At 71.5% G+C, this 18,778-nt stretch carries 20 protein-coding genes; 16 read left to right on the top strand and 4 right to left on the bottom strand.

Annotated elements, in window-relative coordinates; genetic code table 11:
• The first annotated feature begins 184 nt into the window (after positions 1–184).
• The 3 genes from PUR26_RS22910 (at position 185) to PUR26_RS22900 (ending at position 2,307) form a co-directional block, all read left to right on the top strand.
• Entirely contained in the window at positions 185–967 is a 783-nt protein-coding gene (locus PUR26_RS22910) for a sporulation protein (RefSeq protein ID WP_329874430.1), read from the top strand.
• 676 nt (positions 968–1,643) lie between these two features.
• Complete coding sequence (locus tag PUR26_RS22905; RefSeq protein ID WP_329874429.1) at positions 1,644–2,015, top strand: cupin domain-containing protein; 372 nt, start codon at positions 1,644–1,646, stop codon at positions 2,013–2,015.
• Positions 2,016–2,106: 91 nt separating this feature from the next.
• On the top strand, positions 2,107–2,307 hold the full coding sequence (locus PUR26_RS22900; RefSeq protein ID WP_329874427.1) for a hypothetical protein: 201 nt from the start codon (positions 2,107–2,109) through the stop codon (positions 2,305–2,307).
• Here the strand turns inward: PUR26_RS22900 and PUR26_RS22895 are convergent.
• Positions 2,297–3,022 carry a dienelactone hydrolase family protein gene (locus PUR26_RS22895; RefSeq protein ID WP_329874425.1) on the bottom strand — a complete coding sequence of 242 codons (726 nt, stop codon included), beginning with the start codon at positions 3,020–3,022 and terminating at the stop codon, positions 2,297–2,299. The two genes, PUR26_RS22900 and PUR26_RS22895, sit on opposite strands and share 11 nt — an antisense overlap.
• A 513-nt stretch (positions 3,023–3,535) precedes the next feature.
• Here PUR26_RS22895 and map point away from each other — a divergent pair.
• Together map and PUR26_RS22885 are read left to right on the top strand one after the other, a co-directional pair.
• The gene (map, locus tag PUR26_RS22890) at positions 3,536–4,303 is read left to right on the top strand and encodes a type I methionyl aminopeptidase (protein WP_329874423.1); all 768 of its coding nucleotides are present in this window, start codon (positions 3,536–3,538) and stop codon (positions 4,301–4,303) included.
• A 376-nt stretch (positions 4,304–4,679) separates the two neighbouring features.
• Positions 4,680–6,167, top strand: coding sequence for an extracellular catalytic domain type 1 short-chain-length polyhydroxyalkanoate depolymerase (locus tag PUR26_RS22885; protein ID WP_329874421.1), 1,488 nt, complete (start codon positions 4,680–4,682; stop codon positions 6,165–6,167).
• A 617-nt stretch (positions 6,168–6,784) separates the two neighbouring features.
• Here the strand turns inward: PUR26_RS22885 and PUR26_RS22875 are convergent.
• On the bottom strand, positions 6,785–7,987 hold the full coding sequence (locus PUR26_RS22875) for an erythromycin esterase family protein (RefSeq protein WP_329874419.1): 1,203 nt from the start codon (positions 7,985–7,987) through the stop codon (positions 6,785–6,787).
• Between the two features lie 57 nt (positions 7,988–8,044).
• Between PUR26_RS22875 and PUR26_RS22870 the strand changes: the two genes are divergently transcribed.
• The 7 genes from PUR26_RS22870 to PUR26_RS22840 all read left to right on the top strand — a co-directional run bounded on the left by PUR26_RS22870 (position 8,045) and on the right by PUR26_RS22840 (position 13,132).
• Positions 8,045–8,776, top strand: a complete 732-nt coding sequence (locus tag PUR26_RS22870; RefSeq protein WP_329874942.1) for a TioE family transcriptional regulator — start codon at positions 8,045–8,047, stop codon at positions 8,774–8,776.
• Positions 8,777–8,948: 172 nt separating this feature from the next.
• The gene (locus PUR26_RS22865; protein ID WP_329874417.1) at positions 8,949–10,184 is read left to right on the top strand and encodes a PP2C family protein-serine/threonine phosphatase; all 1,236 of its coding nucleotides are present in this window, start codon (positions 8,949–8,951) and stop codon (positions 10,182–10,184) included.
• 161 nt (positions 10,185–10,345) lie between these two features.
• Positions 10,346–10,768 (top strand): DUF6325 family protein, encoded by a 423-nt coding sequence (locus PUR26_RS22860; RefSeq protein ID WP_329874940.1) that lies wholly within the window; start codon positions 10,346–10,348, stop codon positions 10,766–10,768.
• Positions 10,769–10,800: 32 nt separating this feature from the next.
• A complete protein-coding gene (locus PUR26_RS22855; protein WP_329874415.1) occupies positions 10,801–11,088 on the top strand; it encodes an SHOCT domain-containing protein in 288 nt (95 codons plus the stop codon).
• Positions 11,089–12,015: 927 nt separating this feature from the next.
• Positions 12,016–12,360 (top strand): MerR family transcriptional regulator, encoded by a 345-nt coding sequence (locus PUR26_RS22850; RefSeq protein WP_329874413.1) that lies wholly within the window; start codon positions 12,016–12,018, stop codon positions 12,358–12,360.
• Positions 12,361–12,539: 179 nt separating this feature from the next.
• On the top strand, positions 12,540–12,776 hold the full coding sequence (locus PUR26_RS22845) for a DUF2945 domain-containing protein (protein ID WP_329874411.1): 237 nt from the start codon (positions 12,540–12,542) through the stop codon (positions 12,774–12,776).
• 8 nt (positions 12,777–12,784) lie between these two features.
• Positions 12,785–13,132, top strand: a complete 348-nt coding sequence (locus PUR26_RS22840; protein WP_329874409.1) for a DUF3140 domain-containing protein — start codon at positions 12,785–12,787, stop codon at positions 13,130–13,132.
• A gap of 122 nt (positions 13,133–13,254) precedes the next feature.
• On the opposite strand, the gene PUR26_RS22835 is transcribed toward PUR26_RS22840, so the two are convergent.
• Entirely contained in the window at positions 13,255–13,614 is a 360-nt protein-coding gene (locus PUR26_RS22835; protein ID WP_329874407.1) for a hypothetical protein, read from the bottom strand.
• A 313-nt stretch (positions 13,615–13,927) separates the two neighbouring features.
• Between PUR26_RS22835 and PUR26_RS22830 the strand changes: the two genes are divergently transcribed.
• The 3 genes from PUR26_RS22830 to PUR26_RS22820 all read left to right on the top strand — a co-directional run bounded on the left by PUR26_RS22830 (position 13,928) and on the right by PUR26_RS22820 (position 17,130).
• Positions 13,928–14,620 (top strand): TetR/AcrR family transcriptional regulator, encoded by a 693-nt coding sequence (locus PUR26_RS22830; protein ID WP_329874405.1) that lies wholly within the window; start codon positions 13,928–13,930, stop codon positions 14,618–14,620.
• Between the two features lie 159 nt (positions 14,621–14,779).
• The gene (locus PUR26_RS22825) at positions 14,780–16,393 is read left to right on the top strand and encodes an MDR family MFS transporter (protein ID WP_329874938.1); all 1,614 of its coding nucleotides are present in this window, start codon (positions 14,780–14,782) and stop codon (positions 16,391–16,393) included.
• 128 nt (positions 16,394–16,521) lie between these two features.
• Positions 16,522–17,130: a TetR-like C-terminal domain-containing protein gene (locus PUR26_RS22820; RefSeq protein ID WP_329874403.1), complete on the top strand. Its 609-nt coding sequence runs from the start codon at positions 16,522–16,524 to the stop codon at positions 17,128–17,130.
• Positions 17,131–17,328: 198 nt separating this feature from the next.
• On the opposite strand, the gene PUR26_RS22815 is transcribed toward PUR26_RS22820, so the two are convergent.
• Positions 17,329–18,237 carry a YihY/virulence factor BrkB family protein gene (locus PUR26_RS22815; RefSeq protein ID WP_329874401.1) on the bottom strand — a complete coding sequence of 303 codons (909 nt, stop codon included), beginning with the start codon at positions 18,235–18,237 and terminating at the stop codon, positions 17,329–17,331.
• Positions 18,238–18,549: 312 nt separating this feature from the next.
• On the opposite strand from PUR26_RS22815, the gene PUR26_RS22810 reads away from it, so the two are divergent.
• Positions 18,550–18,705, top strand: coding sequence for a hypothetical protein (locus tag PUR26_RS22810; RefSeq protein WP_329874399.1), 156 nt, complete (start codon positions 18,550–18,552; stop codon positions 18,703–18,705).
• Positions 18,706–18,778 lie beyond the last annotated feature (73 nt).

Genomic DNA, 18,778 nt, shown 5'->3' with positions numbered 1-18,778 from the left:
CGGACGGGTGAAGAGCCCCCCCACCGGGAGGAGGCGGGGGTGAAGGAAGCCCGAGGTGCGTCACCACGCGGAACACGGCGGACGGCAGCCCGCGTTCACATTCCGCTGCTCCCGGGAGCCCCGTCACCCGGGAGTGTGACCAGCGGCTATGCTGCGCCACACGCACAGGGGGAGGGGACGCGCGATGGGCTTTCGCAGACTGTTCGGGCTGGAGAACAACGGCCGCGACCAGGAGCCGCCGGAGATCGACACACAGATCACCACGGTCGCCTTGCTGCCCGGCCACACCGTTGAGGGGATCGTCCTTCTCAGGGGCGGCAGCCAGGGCTTCAAGGTCGACCACCTCAACCTCGATGTGGTGGCCAAGGGCTACTACTACAACGGCACGCTCAATGATGACGAGGTGACCGGCCTGAGCCCCCGTCGCCACTCGCTGAGCGTGGCACCCGGCGCGGAGGTACAGGTCCCGTTCAGCGGTCGGCTTCCGTGGGAGTGCCCCGTCACCGAACTCGGCGGCCGCGCTCTCGGCGTCGATGTGTCGCTGACCACCCGGCTGCAGTGGGAATCGGAATCACCGGTCCGGGATCTGGACTTCCTTCACATCGCCGCGCCTCCGCTGTACGAGGCGGTCCTGGACGCGTTCGCCCAGGAGGGGTACCACGTCGACGGTTCGCAGCTGCTCGACGAGTACATCCCGGACGCGGAGGCACGCAGGGGGCTGTACCAGGTCTTCTTCGTCAGCGACCCCACGCGGGGGACGGACCGGTTCGCGGAACTCGAGGTCGTCTTCCTGCAGAACGTGATCGGCGCGATGGTCTACGTCCGCCGAGCCGCCCGTTCCTCGTTCCAGTGGTCGGAGAAGCCCCCGGTGCGCTCCTTCCCGGCCGCGCACCACGAGGTGGGGCAGGCCGACCTCGGCGAGCGGGTGCGCAGCGCGCTCGCCGCCCTCGCGCTCCTGGACGGTTAGGGCCTCTCGTCCGGATCCTGCCGGGCCGACCCGGGCGAAAGACCCCGACACCTCTCCCCGGCGGAACCGCGCGGCCGGGGAGAGGCCGGCGGCCTTGTCGTGGCAAGGCCGCGCCACCGCTTGAGCTGGTCGGCGCACCGCTCGGCGCCACGGCCCGGAGGGCACCGACTCGGTCACCACAGCCGCTCTGCCCCGTCGGCCGCGCGCTGGAACGCGCCACGCACACACCGCTCTGGACCCCCGGCACGTGTCTTGTCGATCGGGCCGGATCGGTGAGCGGCGTCGGTGCCTGGGGCGTCCGCAGGCCCTCCGCGGCCGAGGGGACGCATCGCACGGCGAAGGAGGGAGGCGACGCGGTGGGGGTATCCCCGTGCCCGGAGGGCCCCCCTGGGGACGAAACGTGGTGGCGGCCGCTCTTCGGCCGGTGCACGGTCACCACGCGGAACTGCCCCCGCCTCTCTCGGCCGGTGGCTGGGTCCCGGGGCCGCACCCCCCGCCCGGCGCGGCCCTTCTCCGCCCCGACAGCCGGGCGTGACCGCGACGGAGAGGTTTTACCCGACGGTCGACCAGCGGTGCGCCGCCACGTCGTAACCTCGCAGCATCCCTTGAACGCGATCGCGGGTGTCTCCGGCGGCTTCCCGGCCCTCCGGTGGGACATCCCGTCAGGAGGCATGTCATGAACGTCATCGACACCCGGAGCAAGGCCGCGGAACTGCCGGACGGCTGGACTTCGCTCGTGCTCGGACAGGTGGGGAGCACGGAAGTGAAGGTGCTGCGAATGGACCGGCGCCCCCTGGAAGCGGAATCCCATGACACTGCGGAAGTGCTGCTGGTGGTGGACGGCGCACTGCAGCTGACGGTCGACGGCAGCGAGGTCGAAGTGCGCGCGGGGGAGATGTACGTCGTCGAGGCGGGAGTGGAGCACGCCGTACGCCCCGGCAGCCGAGGCACGCTCGTCATCATCGAGCGCATCTCGAACCCTCCCGAGGGGACCGGTCCGGAGTGCCTGCGGTCCGTCGGTGCGGCTTCTGAAGGGCCGCGCCCATGAGTGCTGCCGGGCATGGTGATCGGCGAGGGACGGTGCTTCCGCGGGGCGGGGAGCGCCACGAACCTCGGTCAAGCGGTGGTGGCCCGCGATCGTGCACGTCACCACGGAGGGGCTGGCGTTCCCGCTGATCACGCAGTCCCCGCTCGCGCTTGCGGTGATCGTGGCGACGCACGTTGTCCTGGACCACTATCGGGCCGCGACGTACCTGGTCCGGGCGCGGAACCTGCCGGCCCCTGCCTCGCGTCGGGTCGCTTGGGCCGACGTGCGGATCGTCGACCAGATCACTCCGTGAGGGGCAGGCACTCGGCGAGCAGGTCGACGACGTCACGCCACGCTCGCTGCGCGTGCCGTGGGTGGTAGCCGACGCCGGGGACCACGGTGTGGTCGACCGGTGGGTGGTGGAAGGCGTGCAGTGCGCCGCCGTAGACCACGAGGCGCCAGTCGACGCCCGCGTCCCGCATCTCGGCGGTGAACGCGTCCCGTTGCGCGGGCGGCATGATCGGGTCTTCCGACCCGACCCCGGCCCACACGGGGCAGCGGATGCGCGCCGCCTCGCCCGGTCGGCCCGTGGTCAGTCCGTTGACCGTTCCGATCGCGCGCAGGTCGACGCCGTCGCGCCCGAGTTCCAGCGCGATCGCGCCCCCGGTGCCGTAGCCGACGGCGGCGATCCGGTCGGGGTCGGTCCGCGGCTCGGCACGGAGCACGTCGAGCGCCGCGTGGCCGATACCCCGCATCCGGTCGGGGTCGGCGAGCAGCGGCAGGCAACGGGCAAGCATCTCCTCAGGGTCGCCCAAATAGCGCCCGCCGTGGAGGTCGAAGGCCAGCGCCACGTATCCCAGCTCGGCCAGTACATCGGCCCGGTGGCGCTCGACGTCGCTGAGCCCCGTCCCCTCAGGCCCGACCAGGACCGCGGGCCGGCGGTCGTCACCGGCCGGGAGCGCGAGGTGCCCGATCATCGTCAGGCCGTCGGCCGCGTATGCGATCGTGCGTGTCGTAACCGTCGTCATGCGCCTGGACTGTAGTGATCGCCGGGCCCGGTCGGGCCGGTGTTCTGCTGCTGGCGGAAGGCAGGTATCCGGCGTACCGCGGACCCGCCCCGTCAGCCGGTTCAGCCGCGCCATCACGTCGCGGTTCGCGGCGCGTGCGGCGGCCAGGTCCTCGACGTGCTCGGCGAGTTCGGAGCGGGGGGCGAGGATCCGATGCTCCAGCTCGCCGATGCGGCGGGTGAGTGTTTCGACGTCGGCGGGGGCACCGGGCCCGGAGGCTTCCCGAGCGACTGCACTTCCGTGCCAGGGGGCCCTGCCAGTACCGGACTTGCCCAGTGCCTCCGGGGGACGTCCCGGCAGCCGCGGCTGTCGCGTCCTCCATGCCGCGGTCGCCGGGGTCCGCGCGGTGCGGAACGCCGAACCGCTCCCCGTCTCACCGCTCCCGCGGGTTCACGGGGAACCCACCCCCATGCCGCCCGTGATATTAATACCGGTATAAGTATTGGGTAGCTGGCATCGCAGGGAGTACGCCACATGGTGGAGATCAAGACCGACACGGCGCTGGAGACGATGCGAGAGGCCGGACGCGTCGTGGCCCACGCGCTTGCGGCTGCCCGGGCAGCGGCGGCCGTGGGAGTCCGTCTGCGCGAGCTCGACGAAGCCGCCCGCGCCGTTCTCGCCGAGGCCGGAGCGCGCTCTCCGTTCCTGGGTTACCAGCCCTCCTTCGCCCCCATCCCCTTCCCCGCCGTGATCTGCGCGTCCGTCAACGACGCCGTCGCGCACGGCATCCCCGACGACCACCGCCTGCGCGACGGCGACCTGGTCAGCCTCGACTGCGGAGCGGAACTCGACGGCTGGACCGGCGACGCCGCGATCAGCTTCACCGTCGGCACCCCTCGCCCGGCCGACCTCGAACTCATCGCCGCCACCCAGCGGGCCCTGGACGCCGGAATCGCCGCCGCCACCACCGGCCACCGCATCGGCGACATCTCCCATGCCATCGGCACGGTCGCCCGCAAGGCCGACTGCGGCATGCCGGCCGACTTCGGCGGCCACGGCATCGGCCGCCGGATGCACGAAGACCCCCACGTCCCCAACCACGGTCGACCCGGCCGCGGCTTCCCCCTGCGCCACGGCCTCACCCTCGCCCTCGAACCCATGCTCATGGCCGGAGGGCGCAACGACTACCGCACCGACCCCGACGGATGGACCCTGCGCACGATCGACGGCAGCCGGGCCGCCCACATCGAACACACCATCGCCGTCACCGAGGACGGCCCCCGCATCCTCACCCTGCCCTGACCTTTGTGCGATTCCACCCGGCAGCCGGACACGCCGGGTGCTCTCGGCAACTGGAACGCCTCCAGGTGCCACCGGTCCAGGCCAAGGATCACGGTGCCGGGGACAGCCGTCGGCGGACCACTGCCGCCGGTCCCGCGGGCTTCCGCCGGGGTGCTGGGCCAGGGCGGACAAGCCGTCGACGGAGGCGGGTCCGGCGCCATACATTCCGTTCACCAGCGCAGCCATGGATGGTCGTCATACAGGGCTTCGCGCAACTCTGGCTGTCTTGCCCATGTCATCGCCGACACGGACGCCCGGATGATTCACGCCACATCGGTGGCCGGGTCCGTTCGGCACCGGTCCCAGAACGAACCCATGACTTGAGGAGGCAGTCGCCATGGGACAGCCGCACCCTCCGGGCCACCCCGGGAAGGGACGCCGCTTCGTCGACGGCGCCCGTCGTTGGGCCGCCGCCGCCGTGGCGGCTCTGACACTTACCGCCGGTCTGGTGGCCACCGCCCCGCAGGCCTCCGCCGCGGGTCTGACCCAGGTCACCGGTTTCGGATCCAACCCCGGGAACCTGTCCATGTACACCTACGCGCCCGGCACCCTGCCCGCCGGCGCACCGCTCGTGATCGCCCTGCACGGTTGTACGCAGAGCGCGAGCGACTACTACAACAACGCGGGCTGGCCGAAGTTCGCGGATCGTCACCACTTCGCGTTGGTCTTCCCCCAGACCAGCAGCGCGAACAACGCGAACTCGTGCTTCAACTGGTTCCAGCCGGGCGACAGCACGCGAGGACAGGGCGAGGCGCTGTCCCTCAAGCAGATGGTCGACAAGGCCGTCGCGCAATACCGCAGCGACACCAGGCGCGTGTACATCACCGGCCTGTCCGCCGGTGGGGGCATGACCGCGAACATGCTCGCCGCCTACCCGGACGTCTTCGCCGGCGGAGCCATCGACTCCGGCCTCCCCGCGTACTGCGCGAACAGTGTGTCCGCCGCCTACACCTGCATGTACAGCCCGCCGGGCAGGACGCCCGCCCAGTGGGGGTCCCTCGTGCGCTCCGCAGCACCCGCCGGCACCGCTTCCTGGCCCCGTGTGGCGATCTGGCAGGGCACGGCCGACACCACCGTCGTACCCGCCAACGCCACCGGGCTGCGGGACCAGTGGACCGACGTGTGGGGCATCGGGCAGACGCCCTCCCGTACCGAGAGCCTGACCGGGGGTACCACGTTGAGCGTCTACGACGACCCGTCGGGCCGGCCCGCCGTCCAGGTCTACTCCGTCTCCGGCATGGCGCACGGACTCGCGGTCGACCCCGGCAGTGGCACCGAGCAGTGCGGCACCACCGGCACCTACTACCTCGACACCATCTGCTCCAGCTATCACACGGCCCGCTTCTGGGGGCTGGACGGCGGCGGCCAGGGCGGCGGGGCCCTGCCCGCCCCCACCGGGCTGACGGTCACCAGCCACACCGATTCCGCCGTCACCCTGAAGTGGAACGCCGTCGACGGCGCGGCCTCGTACAGCGTCCACCGCGGCGGTGCGAAGGTCGGCACCGCCACCTCGACCAGCTACACGGACACCGGCCTGGCGAGCGGGACGACGTACGGCTACACGGTGGCGGCCGTGGATACGACGGGTGTGGCGGGTGCGGTCTCCTCGGCCGTGACCGCGACCACCACCGGGCACACGCCCACGTGCCACACGGCCAGCAACTACGAGCACACGACCGCCGGCCGCGCCTACCAGAGCGGCGGCTACACCTTCGCGAAGGGCTCCGGCCAGGCCATGGGACTGTGGAACGCGTTCACCACGCACACCCTCCAGCAGACGTCCCCCGGCTCCTACGTCCTCGCCGACTCCGGCTGCCCGGCCTGACGCCCCTCCACGCGGCCCCGGTGGGGGTGACCCCGTGGGTCACCCCTGCCTGCGTCGGGGTCGCCGTGTGGCAGCGGCCACGGCCTCGCCGACGCCGCGCCGCTTCCGCTCGTCCGGCGGCCGACGCCGGCAACGGGACCGCCGCCACCGGGGACGAGCCCGCCCCCGTCCGCCGCCGGCGGGCGAGGTGCGGCCCGCGACGGCTCGACGGCCGGGACCCCAGTGCCGGTGTTGTCGAACTGGACGACGTGGGCGCTGTCGGCGTGGACATGTTGTCCACGCCGAGCACCCTTCCGCTGTGTCTGTTGAGGACGCGCCGGAAGGGGGGCGGGAACCCGGACGTGTCCGTCCGGCGCGGCGATGGGGAAGACCCAGACGCGCAGTCTCGCGGCTCCCATGGGGATGAGCGTGACCGTCTCCACGGGCGCGTCGCTGCGGGCCGGGCTCTGTTGCAGGGGCGCGACGACCTGCCCGGTGCCGGAGATCCGGGTGTCCATGCGCCGTGCTCGCGCCGTGATCCGCACGGGGACGGTGGCATGGGTGAAGGGGCCGGCGGTGAGGGGCCCTTGTCCATCCCGGCCGCCGCGGCGGGACGACAGCCGCCCCCCGGACACTCCCTATACCTGCGGGACGTCCTTGACGAACACGATCCCGTCGCTGTCCGCCAGGCGGGCCGGGTCGAGCGGGGCGTAGCCGAACCAGGGGGACACGCGCGGTGCGAGCCGTGTGCCGTCGAGGGCGGCGGCCAGCCGAGGGGCGCCGACGAGGCAGCGGTCCTCCGGGAGCGCGTACAGGAGACCTTCGACGGTGTCCGGCGGCGGGGTGTCCACACCCTGGTGCCGGATCGTGCCGAGGGCCGTGGCCACGAAGGCGTAGTCCTCGCCGAGCCGAGCGCTCACCAGGGCGCCGGCGCTCCACCACTCCAACGGCGTCCCGCCCATCCGCATCGTGCTCTTCCCGCGCTGGAGATGGGAGTTGTGGGCGTGGACGAGTGCCGGACCCCGGTCGGCGAGGGCGAGGAGGTTGTCGGCCATCATCCGGTCCCGCACGCCCACCAGTCGGGTCAAGCGGGCGGGTGAGGTGTCGGCCATCCAGTAGTGGTAGCGCAGCAGGCCCAGGGCGGTGCGCCCGTGAAGGCGCGCCCGGTCCCAGGCGTCCCGCGGTGTCGCCGTGATCAGGTGCGGCGTCTGCTCGTCGAGCAGCGCCCCCAGTTCGTCGGCGAGCAGTCGCAACCGCCCGGCCTCGGCCGACCGCCCCACTGACCGGGCAGGGTCCCTCATCGCGGCGGGACAGGTCCACCGGTCGTCGGGGCCGAGCAGGCGGTCGAGTGTTTCCGCGGTGCAGGGGAGCAGGTCCGCGTCCACCCGGGCCGAGAGGTAGTCATGGAGTGCGGTGATGGCCTGCCGGGGGCTCGCGGCGCCGCTGATCTCCAGCGGGCCGTCGAATCCGGCGAAGCGGAGCCGCTCGGACGGGGGCCGGCCGTCGTTGTAGGCGCGCATCCAGCGCACGAGCTCGCGGTTGGCCGCGGAAGTGCCCCAGTCGTGGCTGAATCCGTGAGTCATGACCTCGTCGAGATCGCCCGTGCCCGAGGTGATGTACGCGTCCACGACCAGGCCCGCCAGGCAGTCGCTCTCGATCGCGATCGTCCGGTAGCCCTCCTGCTCGACGAGCTGCCGGAAGAGCTCGTTGCGCAGGTCGAGCAGAGTGTCCTCGCCGTGGGTGGGCTCGCCCAGGGCGAGCAGCCGCGGACGGGCCGGGAGCAGCCCCATGACGGCGGCTGCCTCGACGGCATGGGCGCTGTTCTTGGTGTCAGTAGCCATGCCTTAAACGGTATCGTTGAACCTTCGGTGGAAACTTTCTGCGACAACGGCGAGACCGTGGGACGAAACCTTCAAACCAGTGAACGACTCAGGCCGGTTGATCTGGCGCGCGGGCACGGTCTGTCCACGCAGGCGATCAGGAACTACGAGGAGGCCGGCATCCTTCCGGCGGCCGGCCGTACCTCCCACGGCTACCGCACCTACACGCCACTGCACGCGGGGGCGCTGAGCGCGTTTCTCGCACTGGTGCCCGGGCATGGCCACAGGACGGCGACGTCGATCATGCGGGCCGTGAACGAGGGCGCGGTCGAGGAGGCGTTCCGCCTCATCGACGAGAGCCATGCCCAGCTTCTCGACGACCGACGGACCCTCCAGGCAGTGGAGAGCGCCCTGCGCGACCTGGAACCCACCACGGCGCCCGAGGCCGGTGGGGGCCCCGTGCCCGACGGCATGTTCATCGGGCCGCTGGCGGAGCGCCTCGGAATCCGGCCCGCGACACTGCGCAAATGGGAGCGCGCCGGACTGCTCCGCCCGCGCCGTGACCCGCACACCGGGTACCGCGTCTACGGCGAGGCCGATGTCCGGGATGCCCGGCTGGCCCACCAGCTCAGGCGGGGCGGCTACCTGCTGGAGCAGATCGCCCCGCTGATCGCCCAGGTGCGGGCGGCCGGCGGGCTCGAACCGCTGGAGGCCGCACTGTGCGACTGGCACCGTCGGCTGTCCGCCCGGGGACGGGCGCTGCTGACCGGGGCCGCCGAGCTGGAGACGTACCTCCGCGGGCGCGGATGAGGGCTCCCGGACGGCGGACGGCCGCGCACGCTGCCGGCGCGGGCCGGTGCCTTCTCGTGACGGGCCGCCCGGATGACCGCCGTGGGCCGGCGGGGGCAGTCCCGGGCTCCATGGCGCGTTCCCTCCTATCGTGGAGCAGCACAGTGACGGTCGGCACCAAGGCGGGCAGCGCATGAGGAAACCGCGGATCGACTACTCGGCGGTGTTCCGGGCGCTCCCCGGCATGGTGGCTCTGCTCACCCCCGATCTGGTGTACGTCGACGCCAACGACGACTTCCTCCGGCTGGCCGGGCGTTCCCGCGAGCAACTGCTGGGCCGCTACATCTTCGACGTCTTCCCCGAGAACCCCCACGACCCCGCCGCGGCCGGCATGCAGGAGACCCGGGAGTCGATGCTGCGCGTGGTGGCCACCGGCGAGCGCGACACGATGGCGCTGCTGCGCTACGACATCGAGGATTCCGGACGCCCCGGCCGATGGGTGGAGCACTTCTGGAGCCCGGTCAACGCACCGGTGCTCGGACCGGACGGGGAAGTGGCGCTCGTCGTGCACCGGGTGGAGGAGGTCACCGAACTCATCCGCGCCCGCGCCCGCGGCGCTGGCAGCGACAGCACCCAGGCCCGTGTGCTGGAGGCCGAGCTCTACACCCGCTCCCGTGAACTGCAGGAGGTGAACGAGCGTCTGCGCCGGACCCAGGCGCGTGACCGCGAGGTGGCCCTGGCCCTGCAGGCGGCGATGCTGCCCGTCCCCACGCCCGTCGGACACCACCGGGCCGCCGTCCGCTACCGGCCCGCGGTCGGTTCCCTGAACGTGTGCGGCGACTGGTACGACCTGGTCGACCTGCCCGGCGACCGCATCGCGGTGGCTGTCGGCGACGTCGTCGGTCACGGCCTGGAAGCGGCCTGTGTCATGGGGCAGTTGCGCAGTGCGCTGAGCGCGGCCGCCCGTGTCGCCGACGGCCCGGCCCGCGCTCTGGATGCCCTTGGCCTGTACGCCCGGCATGTCGACGGTGCCGAGTCGACCACTGTGGTGAAGACCTTCATCGACTGGACGGCCCGCACCATCACCTACAGCTCCGCCGGCCACCCTCCACCCGCCCTGCTGCACGACGACGGCACCGTGGCCTTTCTCGACCAGGCGACCGATCCGCCTCTCGGTGCGCGCCCCGAGCACGTTCCGAGGCCGGAGGCCAGTACGGCCTTCACCGAAGGCGCCGTCCTGGTCCTGTACACCGACGGCCTGGTCGAACGTCGCCGCGAGGACATCGACATCGGTCTGGCCCGCCTCGCCGACTGCCTCGTCCGCCATCGGCAGGCCGACGCCGAGGACCTGGCCGACGCCCTCCTGGCCGAGCTCCTGCCGCCCACCGGCTCCACCGACGACGCGGCCCTGGTCATCATCCGCCTGTGACCTGTCGCGTCCGCTTGTGCGGCTCACCCCTCGGCCGGCTCGGAGCACGACGTGCGACCGCCGCGGCCCGATGCTGCAATGGCAGGGGGCAAGGGGAACAGCCACGAGCCCGGAGGTGACCCGTGAGCGACGCAATCGACGAAATCGACGCATCCGGCGAGATGGGGCCGATCGACTATCTGGTCGTGGAGTTCCCGGGCAACCGAATGACCGGCGAGGGCTTCCCCCTCCTGGTCGATCTGGTGGACCGCGGCCTCATCCGGATCCTCGATCTGACGTTCATCCGCAAGGACACCGACGGTTCCGTCGCCGGACTGGAGATCGCCGATCTCACCGGCGACGGCGAACTGGACCTGGCCGTCTTCGACGGTGCGTCCTCCGGGCTGCTGGGCCAGGACGACCTGGAGGAGGCGGCTGCCGCGCTGGAGCCCGGCAGCTCCGCCGGCGTCCTGGTCTACGAGAATCTGTGGGCCGCGCCGTTCGCCGCCGCCCTGCGCCGCGGCGGTGCCGAGCTGGTCGCCTCCGGGAGGATCCCCGTGTCGGCCGTCCTTGCCGCGCTCGACGCGACCGAACCCGCTCCCTGAGGAGCGAGCGGGAAGCGAGAAAGGAGATCCCCATGCCGGGACTCATCCGAGGGGTCGCGCGCACGGCGGTCGTCGCCGGCACCGCGACCGCGGTGTCGAACCGGGTGTCCCGCCGACAGCAGGGGCGATGGGCGGCGCAGCGCGAGGACCAGGCGCCCGCTCCGCGGCAGGCACCCGTCGGCGTACAGCCCACGGATCCGTCGGCCTCCGACATGACCAGCCGGATCGAACAACTGAAGCAGCTGGGCGATCTCAAGGCCCAAGGCATCCTCACGGAAGCGGAGTTCGAGGACCAGAAGCGCAAGCTCCTCGGTTCCTGATCCCTGACCCGTCCCGGCGGATCGGTTGTGCGCCCGGGACCCGGTCGAGGACGGTCACGGGCCGGTGAGGCGCGACCGACACGGCGGCGCGTCGGACGCCCGGCCGCATCCGCCGTGCGGCGCCTGCGTGCTCATGACGCGGCAGGCGTCGGCCCCCGGTCCCACCGCCGCTGCCCGCCCTGTTCGAGACCGACTATCTCACCCTCGAACACGCGAAAATCTATGACGGCCAGAGTAGACATTGGTGGGTAGCACGGTTATGGTTTCTCTTGTAGCCGAGATCGAGAAGGCCCGGCAGAGATGAACTGCCGAGCAGTTGTACCCGTGTTTGCAGTGCGCAGGACGGTGCGGTGGTGGAGTTCCGGAGCCAGAGCGATGGCAGGACGGCGACGGGGCTGACCGCCGGACCGGGTGGCCCGCGGTTTCCAGGGGCCGCCATGAGCAGTACCAGCGGTATCAGCAGTGCGGCATTGAGTGGTTCCTCGGTAAAGGCGTCTGGCCGCGGGCGCGCGTACCGAGGAGTTCGGCAGCGGGGTTCCGGGTCGCAGCAGACGCGGGAAGGGCGACCGGGCCGGCTGCCGGAGGGTGGCGCTGTTCGAGGCCACCAGCGGTTCGCAGTATCAGCAATACGCAGTTCCGGTTCCGCATGTGAGGCAAGTGGATCCCTCAGAGGGAAGAACGGAGGGGTTGAGCACCATCAGGATCGCCCGGACACGCACATGGGTCCGGGTACCGCAGGACATCGAAGGCAGGTGGTCTCCGGTCACGCAACCGCGATCCCCGCACCCCCGACGCCGTTCCGGCCGGGGCCGCGGACACAGAAGGCCGGCGCAGCGCTGAGGTCGGCAGATGGTGTAGCAGTTCCTTCGGGGCCCTGGTGCCGTTATGGCGCCAGGGCCCCTCGACGCGTTGCACGGAGAGGTGCAGATGACAGCAGATGACTCCTACGGCCGTCTCGACGACGACGACTACCCGGCCTACACGATGGGCCGGGCCGCCGAAATGCTCGGCACCACCCCCGCCTTCCTCCGTGCCCTCGGCGAACACCGCTTGATCACTCCCCTGCGCTCCGGGGGCGGTCACCGCCGCTACTCCCGCTATCAGTTGCGCATCGCGGCCCGCGCCCGCGAACTCGTCGATCAGGGCACCCCCGTCGAGGCCGCCTGTCGCATCGTCGTCCTCGAAGACCAGCTCGAGGAAGCCCAGCGCATCAACGAGCAGCTGCGTACCCAGGCCCGGGCCGCCGAGGCGCAGCCGAAGACCTCCGTCTGAAGCCGCCGGGAGGCAGGTGAAGGCCCCCACCGCCGCGCCGGGCCGCCTTGCGTCCGACGGCGTCGTCCCGTCGGCGACGGGGCCACGGGCCCCTCCCGACGCCACCTCCGGGTGCGAAGCGCGGCATCGGACCGCAAGGTGGAAACCGGCCGCACATCGCCTCCGAGGGAGAGGGAACCATGGCGAAGGAAAAGGACTCCTCGGCGAAGAACGAGCCCGCCAAGGGGGACAAGGTCGCCTGGCGCAGTCACGGCAGCGAGACCACGGGCACCGTGGAGAAGAAGATCTCCAAGCGGACAAAGGCCTCCGGGCGCACCGTGGACGCCTCTCCGGACGAACCGCAGTACGAGGTACGCAGCGACAAGTCCGGTCGTACGGCCGTCCACAAGCCTTCCGCTCTGAAGAAGAAGAAGTAGGCGCCGACGTGCCGACCGAGGACGACCGGAGCGAGATCCGGGACACCTTCCAGGAACTGGTCAACATGACGCCCTCCGCCCTGGAGAAGTGGCTGGCCCGCGACGAGTCGCGGGCGGCCGGACAGCACAAGGACGGCGGCGAGTCGACCGGTCACGCTTCCGGCCGCGCCATCGTCGAGATCCTGCGCAAGAAGAAGAGCGACCTTTCGGCTGCCGACTACCAGCACATGCGCAAGGTGAACGGCTACATCCGCCGTCACCTCGCGCAGCGGCCGTCGGGAGACGTACGCGACACGCGGTGGCGTCACTCCCTCATGAACTGGGGCCATGACCCCACCCCGGGCAAGTCCGACTGACGCACCCGTAGGCGCACCCGCACAGGAGGCGGACCCGTCCGGCGGCACCCCGCCACGAGCCCCTTGCTCGCGAACGACGGCCGTTCCGCCCCCTCGCGGGCCGGACAATGGCCGACGGGCAGTCAGGGAATCATGACGCAGTGGTTCTCGATGACCCTGCCGCTGCGGTCGAGGCCACCGCAGACAGCCAGCCGCGGGTACGCCCTGAACTCCTGGTTGACGACGAACCGCCAGCGTGACACACCCGCCTTGCTGTCCCGGTGGTCGCCCACGAACGCGCGCAGCGTCCCCGGCAGCCCGTCCCTGGTCGTGACCGTGATGTCCTGCACGTAGTCGGCCTGATAGGCCGTGGCGACGCAGATGTAGGTCCCGCATGTGGACTTGACCTCGGCACTCGCCGGTGCCGCGGTCACCAGCCCCAGCGCGCCGGTGACGGCGAGAGCCGCCGCGACCGTCATGGATCGTCGACGCGCGGGTGTCACGGACCGGACCATTGGTTGGCGTACGTGCATCACGAAACCCCTTGTCCTGCTTGTGTTGGCCTACCGGACAGTTCTTCCCGCTGCCGTGGGTGAGCCTCGGCCCGACAATGACCGATATCTGTTCGAACGCCCTGTCCTGGCAGCCCGGAGCCGGCCCACGGATCCGTGGCGGTCAAGCGGCTCACCGAACCCGGCGGTCGGCATCACGCGTCCTGCCCCCGACCCCGTGGAGGGCGCCGACTCGCGGGGGACGGCGCGGAGCTGACGGGGGAGTAATTTTACAGAGAGTGCAAGTTTGCATATCGTGCAAGTCATGAGTGAAGTGAGCCCTCCCTCCGGGGGGCTGCGAGAGCGCAAGAAGCGGGCGACCCGCGCAGCCCTGGTGGCGGCCGCCATGCGCCTGGCCGCGGAGCAGGGGGCGGAGCACGTCACCGTCGACGCGATCAGCGAGGCGGCCGGCGTCTCTCCCCGTACGTTCTTCAACTACTTCGACACCCGTGACGACGTCTTCGTCATGGTCGGTGCGGAGTCGAACCAGCGGGTCCGGGACGCCGTACGCGCGGCCTCTCCGGACCTGACCCCGTTGCGGGCGCTGCGCGATGCGATCGCCGCGGAGCTTGACGAGGTGGAGCAGCAGCAGGAGCTGTGGCGCCTGCACGCCGAAGTGCTGCGCAAGTCACCGCATCTGCTCGCGCGCAGCATCGGTGCGCACCTGGCCGACGAACTCGGTCTGGCCACGGCGCTCGCCGAGCGCATCGGCGCGGACTCGCCGCCGCTCTCCGCGGACCCCGCGGTGTCCCCGCAGGACGAGGAGGACCGCAGACGGGCCCTGGGGCTGTACCCCCGCCTGCTGGCCGCCGTCGGCACCACCGCCGTCCGCGTCGCCATCGAGCACTGGTGCCTGCGGCGGGAGGAGGTGACCTTCACGGAGGTCTTCCGGGAGACGTTCGACCACCTCGCCGCCGGCCTTCCGGCACCGTCCCCGCGTGGAACCGGCAAGCACTGACCCGCTGTCCCCGCGTGCTTCTTCCTCCTCCTTCCCTCCTGCTTCTTCCCTGCGGCCGCGCCCGTCGCCCACACGTGGGCACGCGAGCCGCCCCCATCGACAACCGAGAGAGACGCAGTGAACTCATCAGCGGCGCCGGTGGAGGCGTCACCCGCCTCCATGACCAACCGGCAGATACTCCAGGCCATGTCCGGCCTGATGGCAGGCATGTTCGTCGCCATCCTGGCCGGCACCGTGGTCTCCAACGCGCTGCCCCGGATCATCGCCGACCTGGGAGCCAGCCAGTCCGCCTACACCTGGGTCGTCACCTCCGAACTGCTGGCCATGACGGCGACGGTGCCGCTGTGGGGGAAGCTGTCCGACCTGTACAACCAGAAACTGCTGCTCCAGCTCTCCCTGGGTCTGTTCGTCGTCGGCTCGCTGCTCGCGGGCTTCTCCCACGAGGTGGGACTGCTGATCTTCAGCCGGGTCGCCCAGGGCATCGGCGCGGGCGGCCTCACGGCTCTGGCGCAGGTCGTGATGGCGGCGATCATCCCGCCGCGCAGACTGGGCAAGTACGCCGGAATCTTCGGTGCCGTCTTCGCCGTCGGTACCGTCGCCGGACCGCTCATCGGCGGCGTCCTGGTGGACACGTCCTGGCTCGGGTGGCGCTGGTGCTTCTTCATCGGCGTGCCGTTCGCCCTGCTCGCCATCGTGCTGCTGCAGCGCACCCTCAAGCTGCCCGCCGTCCGTCGTGAGGCGAAGATCGACTTCCTGGGTGCCTTCCTGATCGTCGCGGGCGTCTGCGCGCTGCTGATCTGGGTCACCCTCGCCGGGAACGAGTTCGACTGGGCCTCGTGGCAGACCGCCGCTCTGGCCGGTGGGGGCGTAATCCTGCTGGTCGCCGCGGTGTTCGTCGAGGCGCGGGTACCCGAGCCGATCATCCCGCTGGACATCTTCCGCAACCGCACCGTGGCGCTGACCACGGTCGCCAGCCTGTTCGTCGGTGTGGCCATGTTCGGCGGCACCGTCTTCCTGTCCCAGTACTTCCAGGTCTCCCTCGGCAAGACGCCCACGATCGCGGGCCTGATGGGCCTGCCCATGATCCTCGGCCTGCTCGTCTCCTCCACCGTCGCCGGGCAGATCATCAGCGCGACCGGCCGGTGGAAGGTGTACCTCGTGGCAGGCGCCGCCATCATGGCGGCGGGGCTCGCGCTGCTCTCCACGATCGGGTCGGAGACCCACTTCGGTCTCCTCAGCGTCTATATGGCGGTGCTGGGCATCGGCGTCGGGATGCTGATGCAGAACCTCGTCCTGGCCGCGCAGAACGACGTTCCCGCCGCGGAACTGGGCTCCGCCACCTCCGTGCTGTCGTTCTTCCGCAGCATGGGCGGCACGATCGGCACCAGCGTGCTCGGCGCGATCCTGGCCAGCCGTGTCACGTCCGAGATGACCAAGGGCCTTGAGCAGGCGGGCGTCGCGGTCGGGACGGACCGGGCCGCGGAGGGCGGAGTGCCCGACATGACCACCCTGCCGGCACCGATGCGGGAGATCGTGGAGCACGCGTACGGCGTGGCCACGGCCGACCTCTTCCTCGTCGCCACGCCCTTCGCGCTGCTCGCCCTGATCGCCGTGGTGTTCATCAAGGAGAAGCCGCTGAAGACCACCAGCGGCATGGAGCGGCTCTCCGAGGAGTCCGGTAATGACGACGAGGGGGCCGCGGCCGTCCCCTCCGGGCAGTCCGGCACCGCTGCCGAGGCCGGTACCGCGTCGTCGCCGGCCAAGATCCACTGACGGAGGCCGCCATCGGGCGTCCGCGTGCGGCACCGGTCCCGGGCGGGGGCGTCCCTGATGACCTCCGCCCGGGACCGGCCGTCCCGAAGACGGACGCGAAGAATCCTCGCGAGCGCTACCGGGAAGAGGTGCGCGCAGAGGTCAAGGAACGCGCCTGGGAGCAGATCGCCGCGGCGGGGGCATCCGCGCTCTCCCTGAACGCCATCGCTCGGCAGATGGGCATGACCGGTCCCGCGCTCTACCGCTACTTCGCCAGTCGCGACGACCTGATCACGGAGCTTGTCCGGGACGCCTGCCGGAGCCTCGCCGACACCCTCCGTACGGCTTCCGCCGACGGTGCCGACCTCGCCGGGCTGGCTCACGCCCTGCGCGGCTGGGCCCTGGAGGACGCGCATCGGTACTTCCTCGTCTACGGCACCCCCGTCCCCGGATACCACGCGCCCGAGGACATCACCGGCATCGCCGACGAGATCATGGGAACCCTGCTCGACGCCTGTACGGCGCTCGCTCCCGAAGGCTCGACGGCGCCGTTCGCCACCCACCTCGAAGACCATCGGCACTGGGCCGGCGGCCGCGCCGTCCCGACCGCGGTCCTCCACCGGGCCCTGCATTTCTGGACCCGGCTGCACGGCGCCCTCTCCTTGGAACCCGCCGGACACTTCACCGGGATGGGCTTCGGTCCGGCCCTGCTCTTCGCCGCCGAAGTGGACGATCTGATGACCGCCGACCGGACCTGACCGCCGACCGGACCTGACCGTCGACCCGGGACCGACCCGCTGCCGCGACCGGACGGTCAGGGACGGTCAGGGACGGTCAGGGACGGTCAGGGGCCGTACGGCGAGAGGACCGGTCATGAGGGCGAGGGCGCGGGCGGCGCCGCCATGGCCCTCGCCCCGGCCGCCGCGACCCCGGCGCCCACCGCGACGAGGAGGGGTTCACGCCGCCGAGGAGCAGGGATCGGGCCGCTTCGGCCGGCCGTCCCGCGCGAGTTCCGCGTTGAACTGCGCGCCGGCCAGCAGCACCACGTGGGACACCCACAGCCAGACCAGGAACGCCACCACGCCGGCCAGCGAACCGTAGAGGCGGTCGTACGTCGCGATGTGCGCCGCGTAGAACGCGAACCCCATCGACGCCAGCAGCCAGAGCAGCACCGCCAGTGTCCCGCCGGCCACCGTCTGCCGCACCCCGCGCGCCTCGGGCGGCCCGGACCGGAACAGCAGCAGGACCAGGGCGACGACCACGGCGAGCAGCAACGGCCACTTCAAGCCCGACCAGACGAGGGCCGCCTGATGGTCCGTACCCGTCCCCCGGCCGATGGCGCGGGCGACCCGCTCGGTGGCGGTCAGTGTCAGTACGCCGCTCACCAGCAGGGCCAGCACCGCCAGCGCCCTGAGCACGATGGCGGGAAAGGTGCGCCACGCCGGACGGCAGTCGGGCACCCCGTGCATCGCGTGCAGGGCGCGCCGGAACACGGCCAGATAGCTGGAGGAGGACCACAGAGCGGCGCCGGCGGTCACCACGACGAGCACCCAGCGCACCGACGGTTCGTTCCGGGGGTTGCCCAGTGCCTCCGCGAGCACCGGGCGGGCCGCCTTCGGCACGAAGGCTCCCAGCTGCGCGAGGGCCTCCTGCGGCGAGCCGGTGCCGATCAGCGCTATGGAGAAGACGAGCACCAGCAGGGCCGGGAAGACCGCCAGGACCGCGTAGTACGTCAGCGCCGCCGCCCAGTCGGTGAGGTCGTCCTCCCAGACGGCGACCGGCGTGCGGGCCAGGGCCCTGGCATACGCCCCGCGTTCGCGCCGCCGACCGGACGCCGAGGCGCTCGCGGGGACACCGATCGTCATGAAACCACCGCTCCGTTCCGGCCCGCCACCACCCGGCCGCCGCCTCCGGGGGGAGGAGACCGGCACGGTCTCCTCCCTGCTGCCCCGCGACGGCAACATCACGCCATAGCGGGGAACGCGCGACTCGGCACGGTACGGCGGCACCCCGCGACACGGCTCGCGCACCGGGCGGCCCGTGAAGCGTACCCGCCGGCTCGTACGGGGACAGAGGCGGACGACGGCCCGGCGCACGCTGCTCGGCCGCCACGGGCGTCGAGGAGGGGACGGGACCGCTTCCTGATTCCGGGCCGCCGAAGTGGTGATGAGGAGAACATGACGACACCGGAAGCACGTACCAGGCTGCGGCAGCTAGAGGAACGGCTCGGTGAGCGGACACCGCCACCGATCGACGGCCAGACCCGCATCCCGCTGCCCCCGCCCACCACGGCGGAGGGAGAGGACGAGGGCGACAGCACCCGGACGCCGTGACCGTGCCACCGTGACCGGCAGAGGCTCCGGGCATCGGCTCGGCAAGGCTCCGGCCCGCCGTCGCGAAGCCGTC

Source organism: Streptomyces sp. SP18CS02 (assembly GCF_036322365.1).
Taxonomy (GTDB): domain Bacteria; phylum Actinomycetota; class Actinomycetes; order Streptomycetales; family Streptomycetaceae; genus Streptomyces.
The sequence above is the reverse complement of the archived record's forward strand: the minus strand, read 5'-3'. Positions and strand labels throughout refer to the sequence as shown.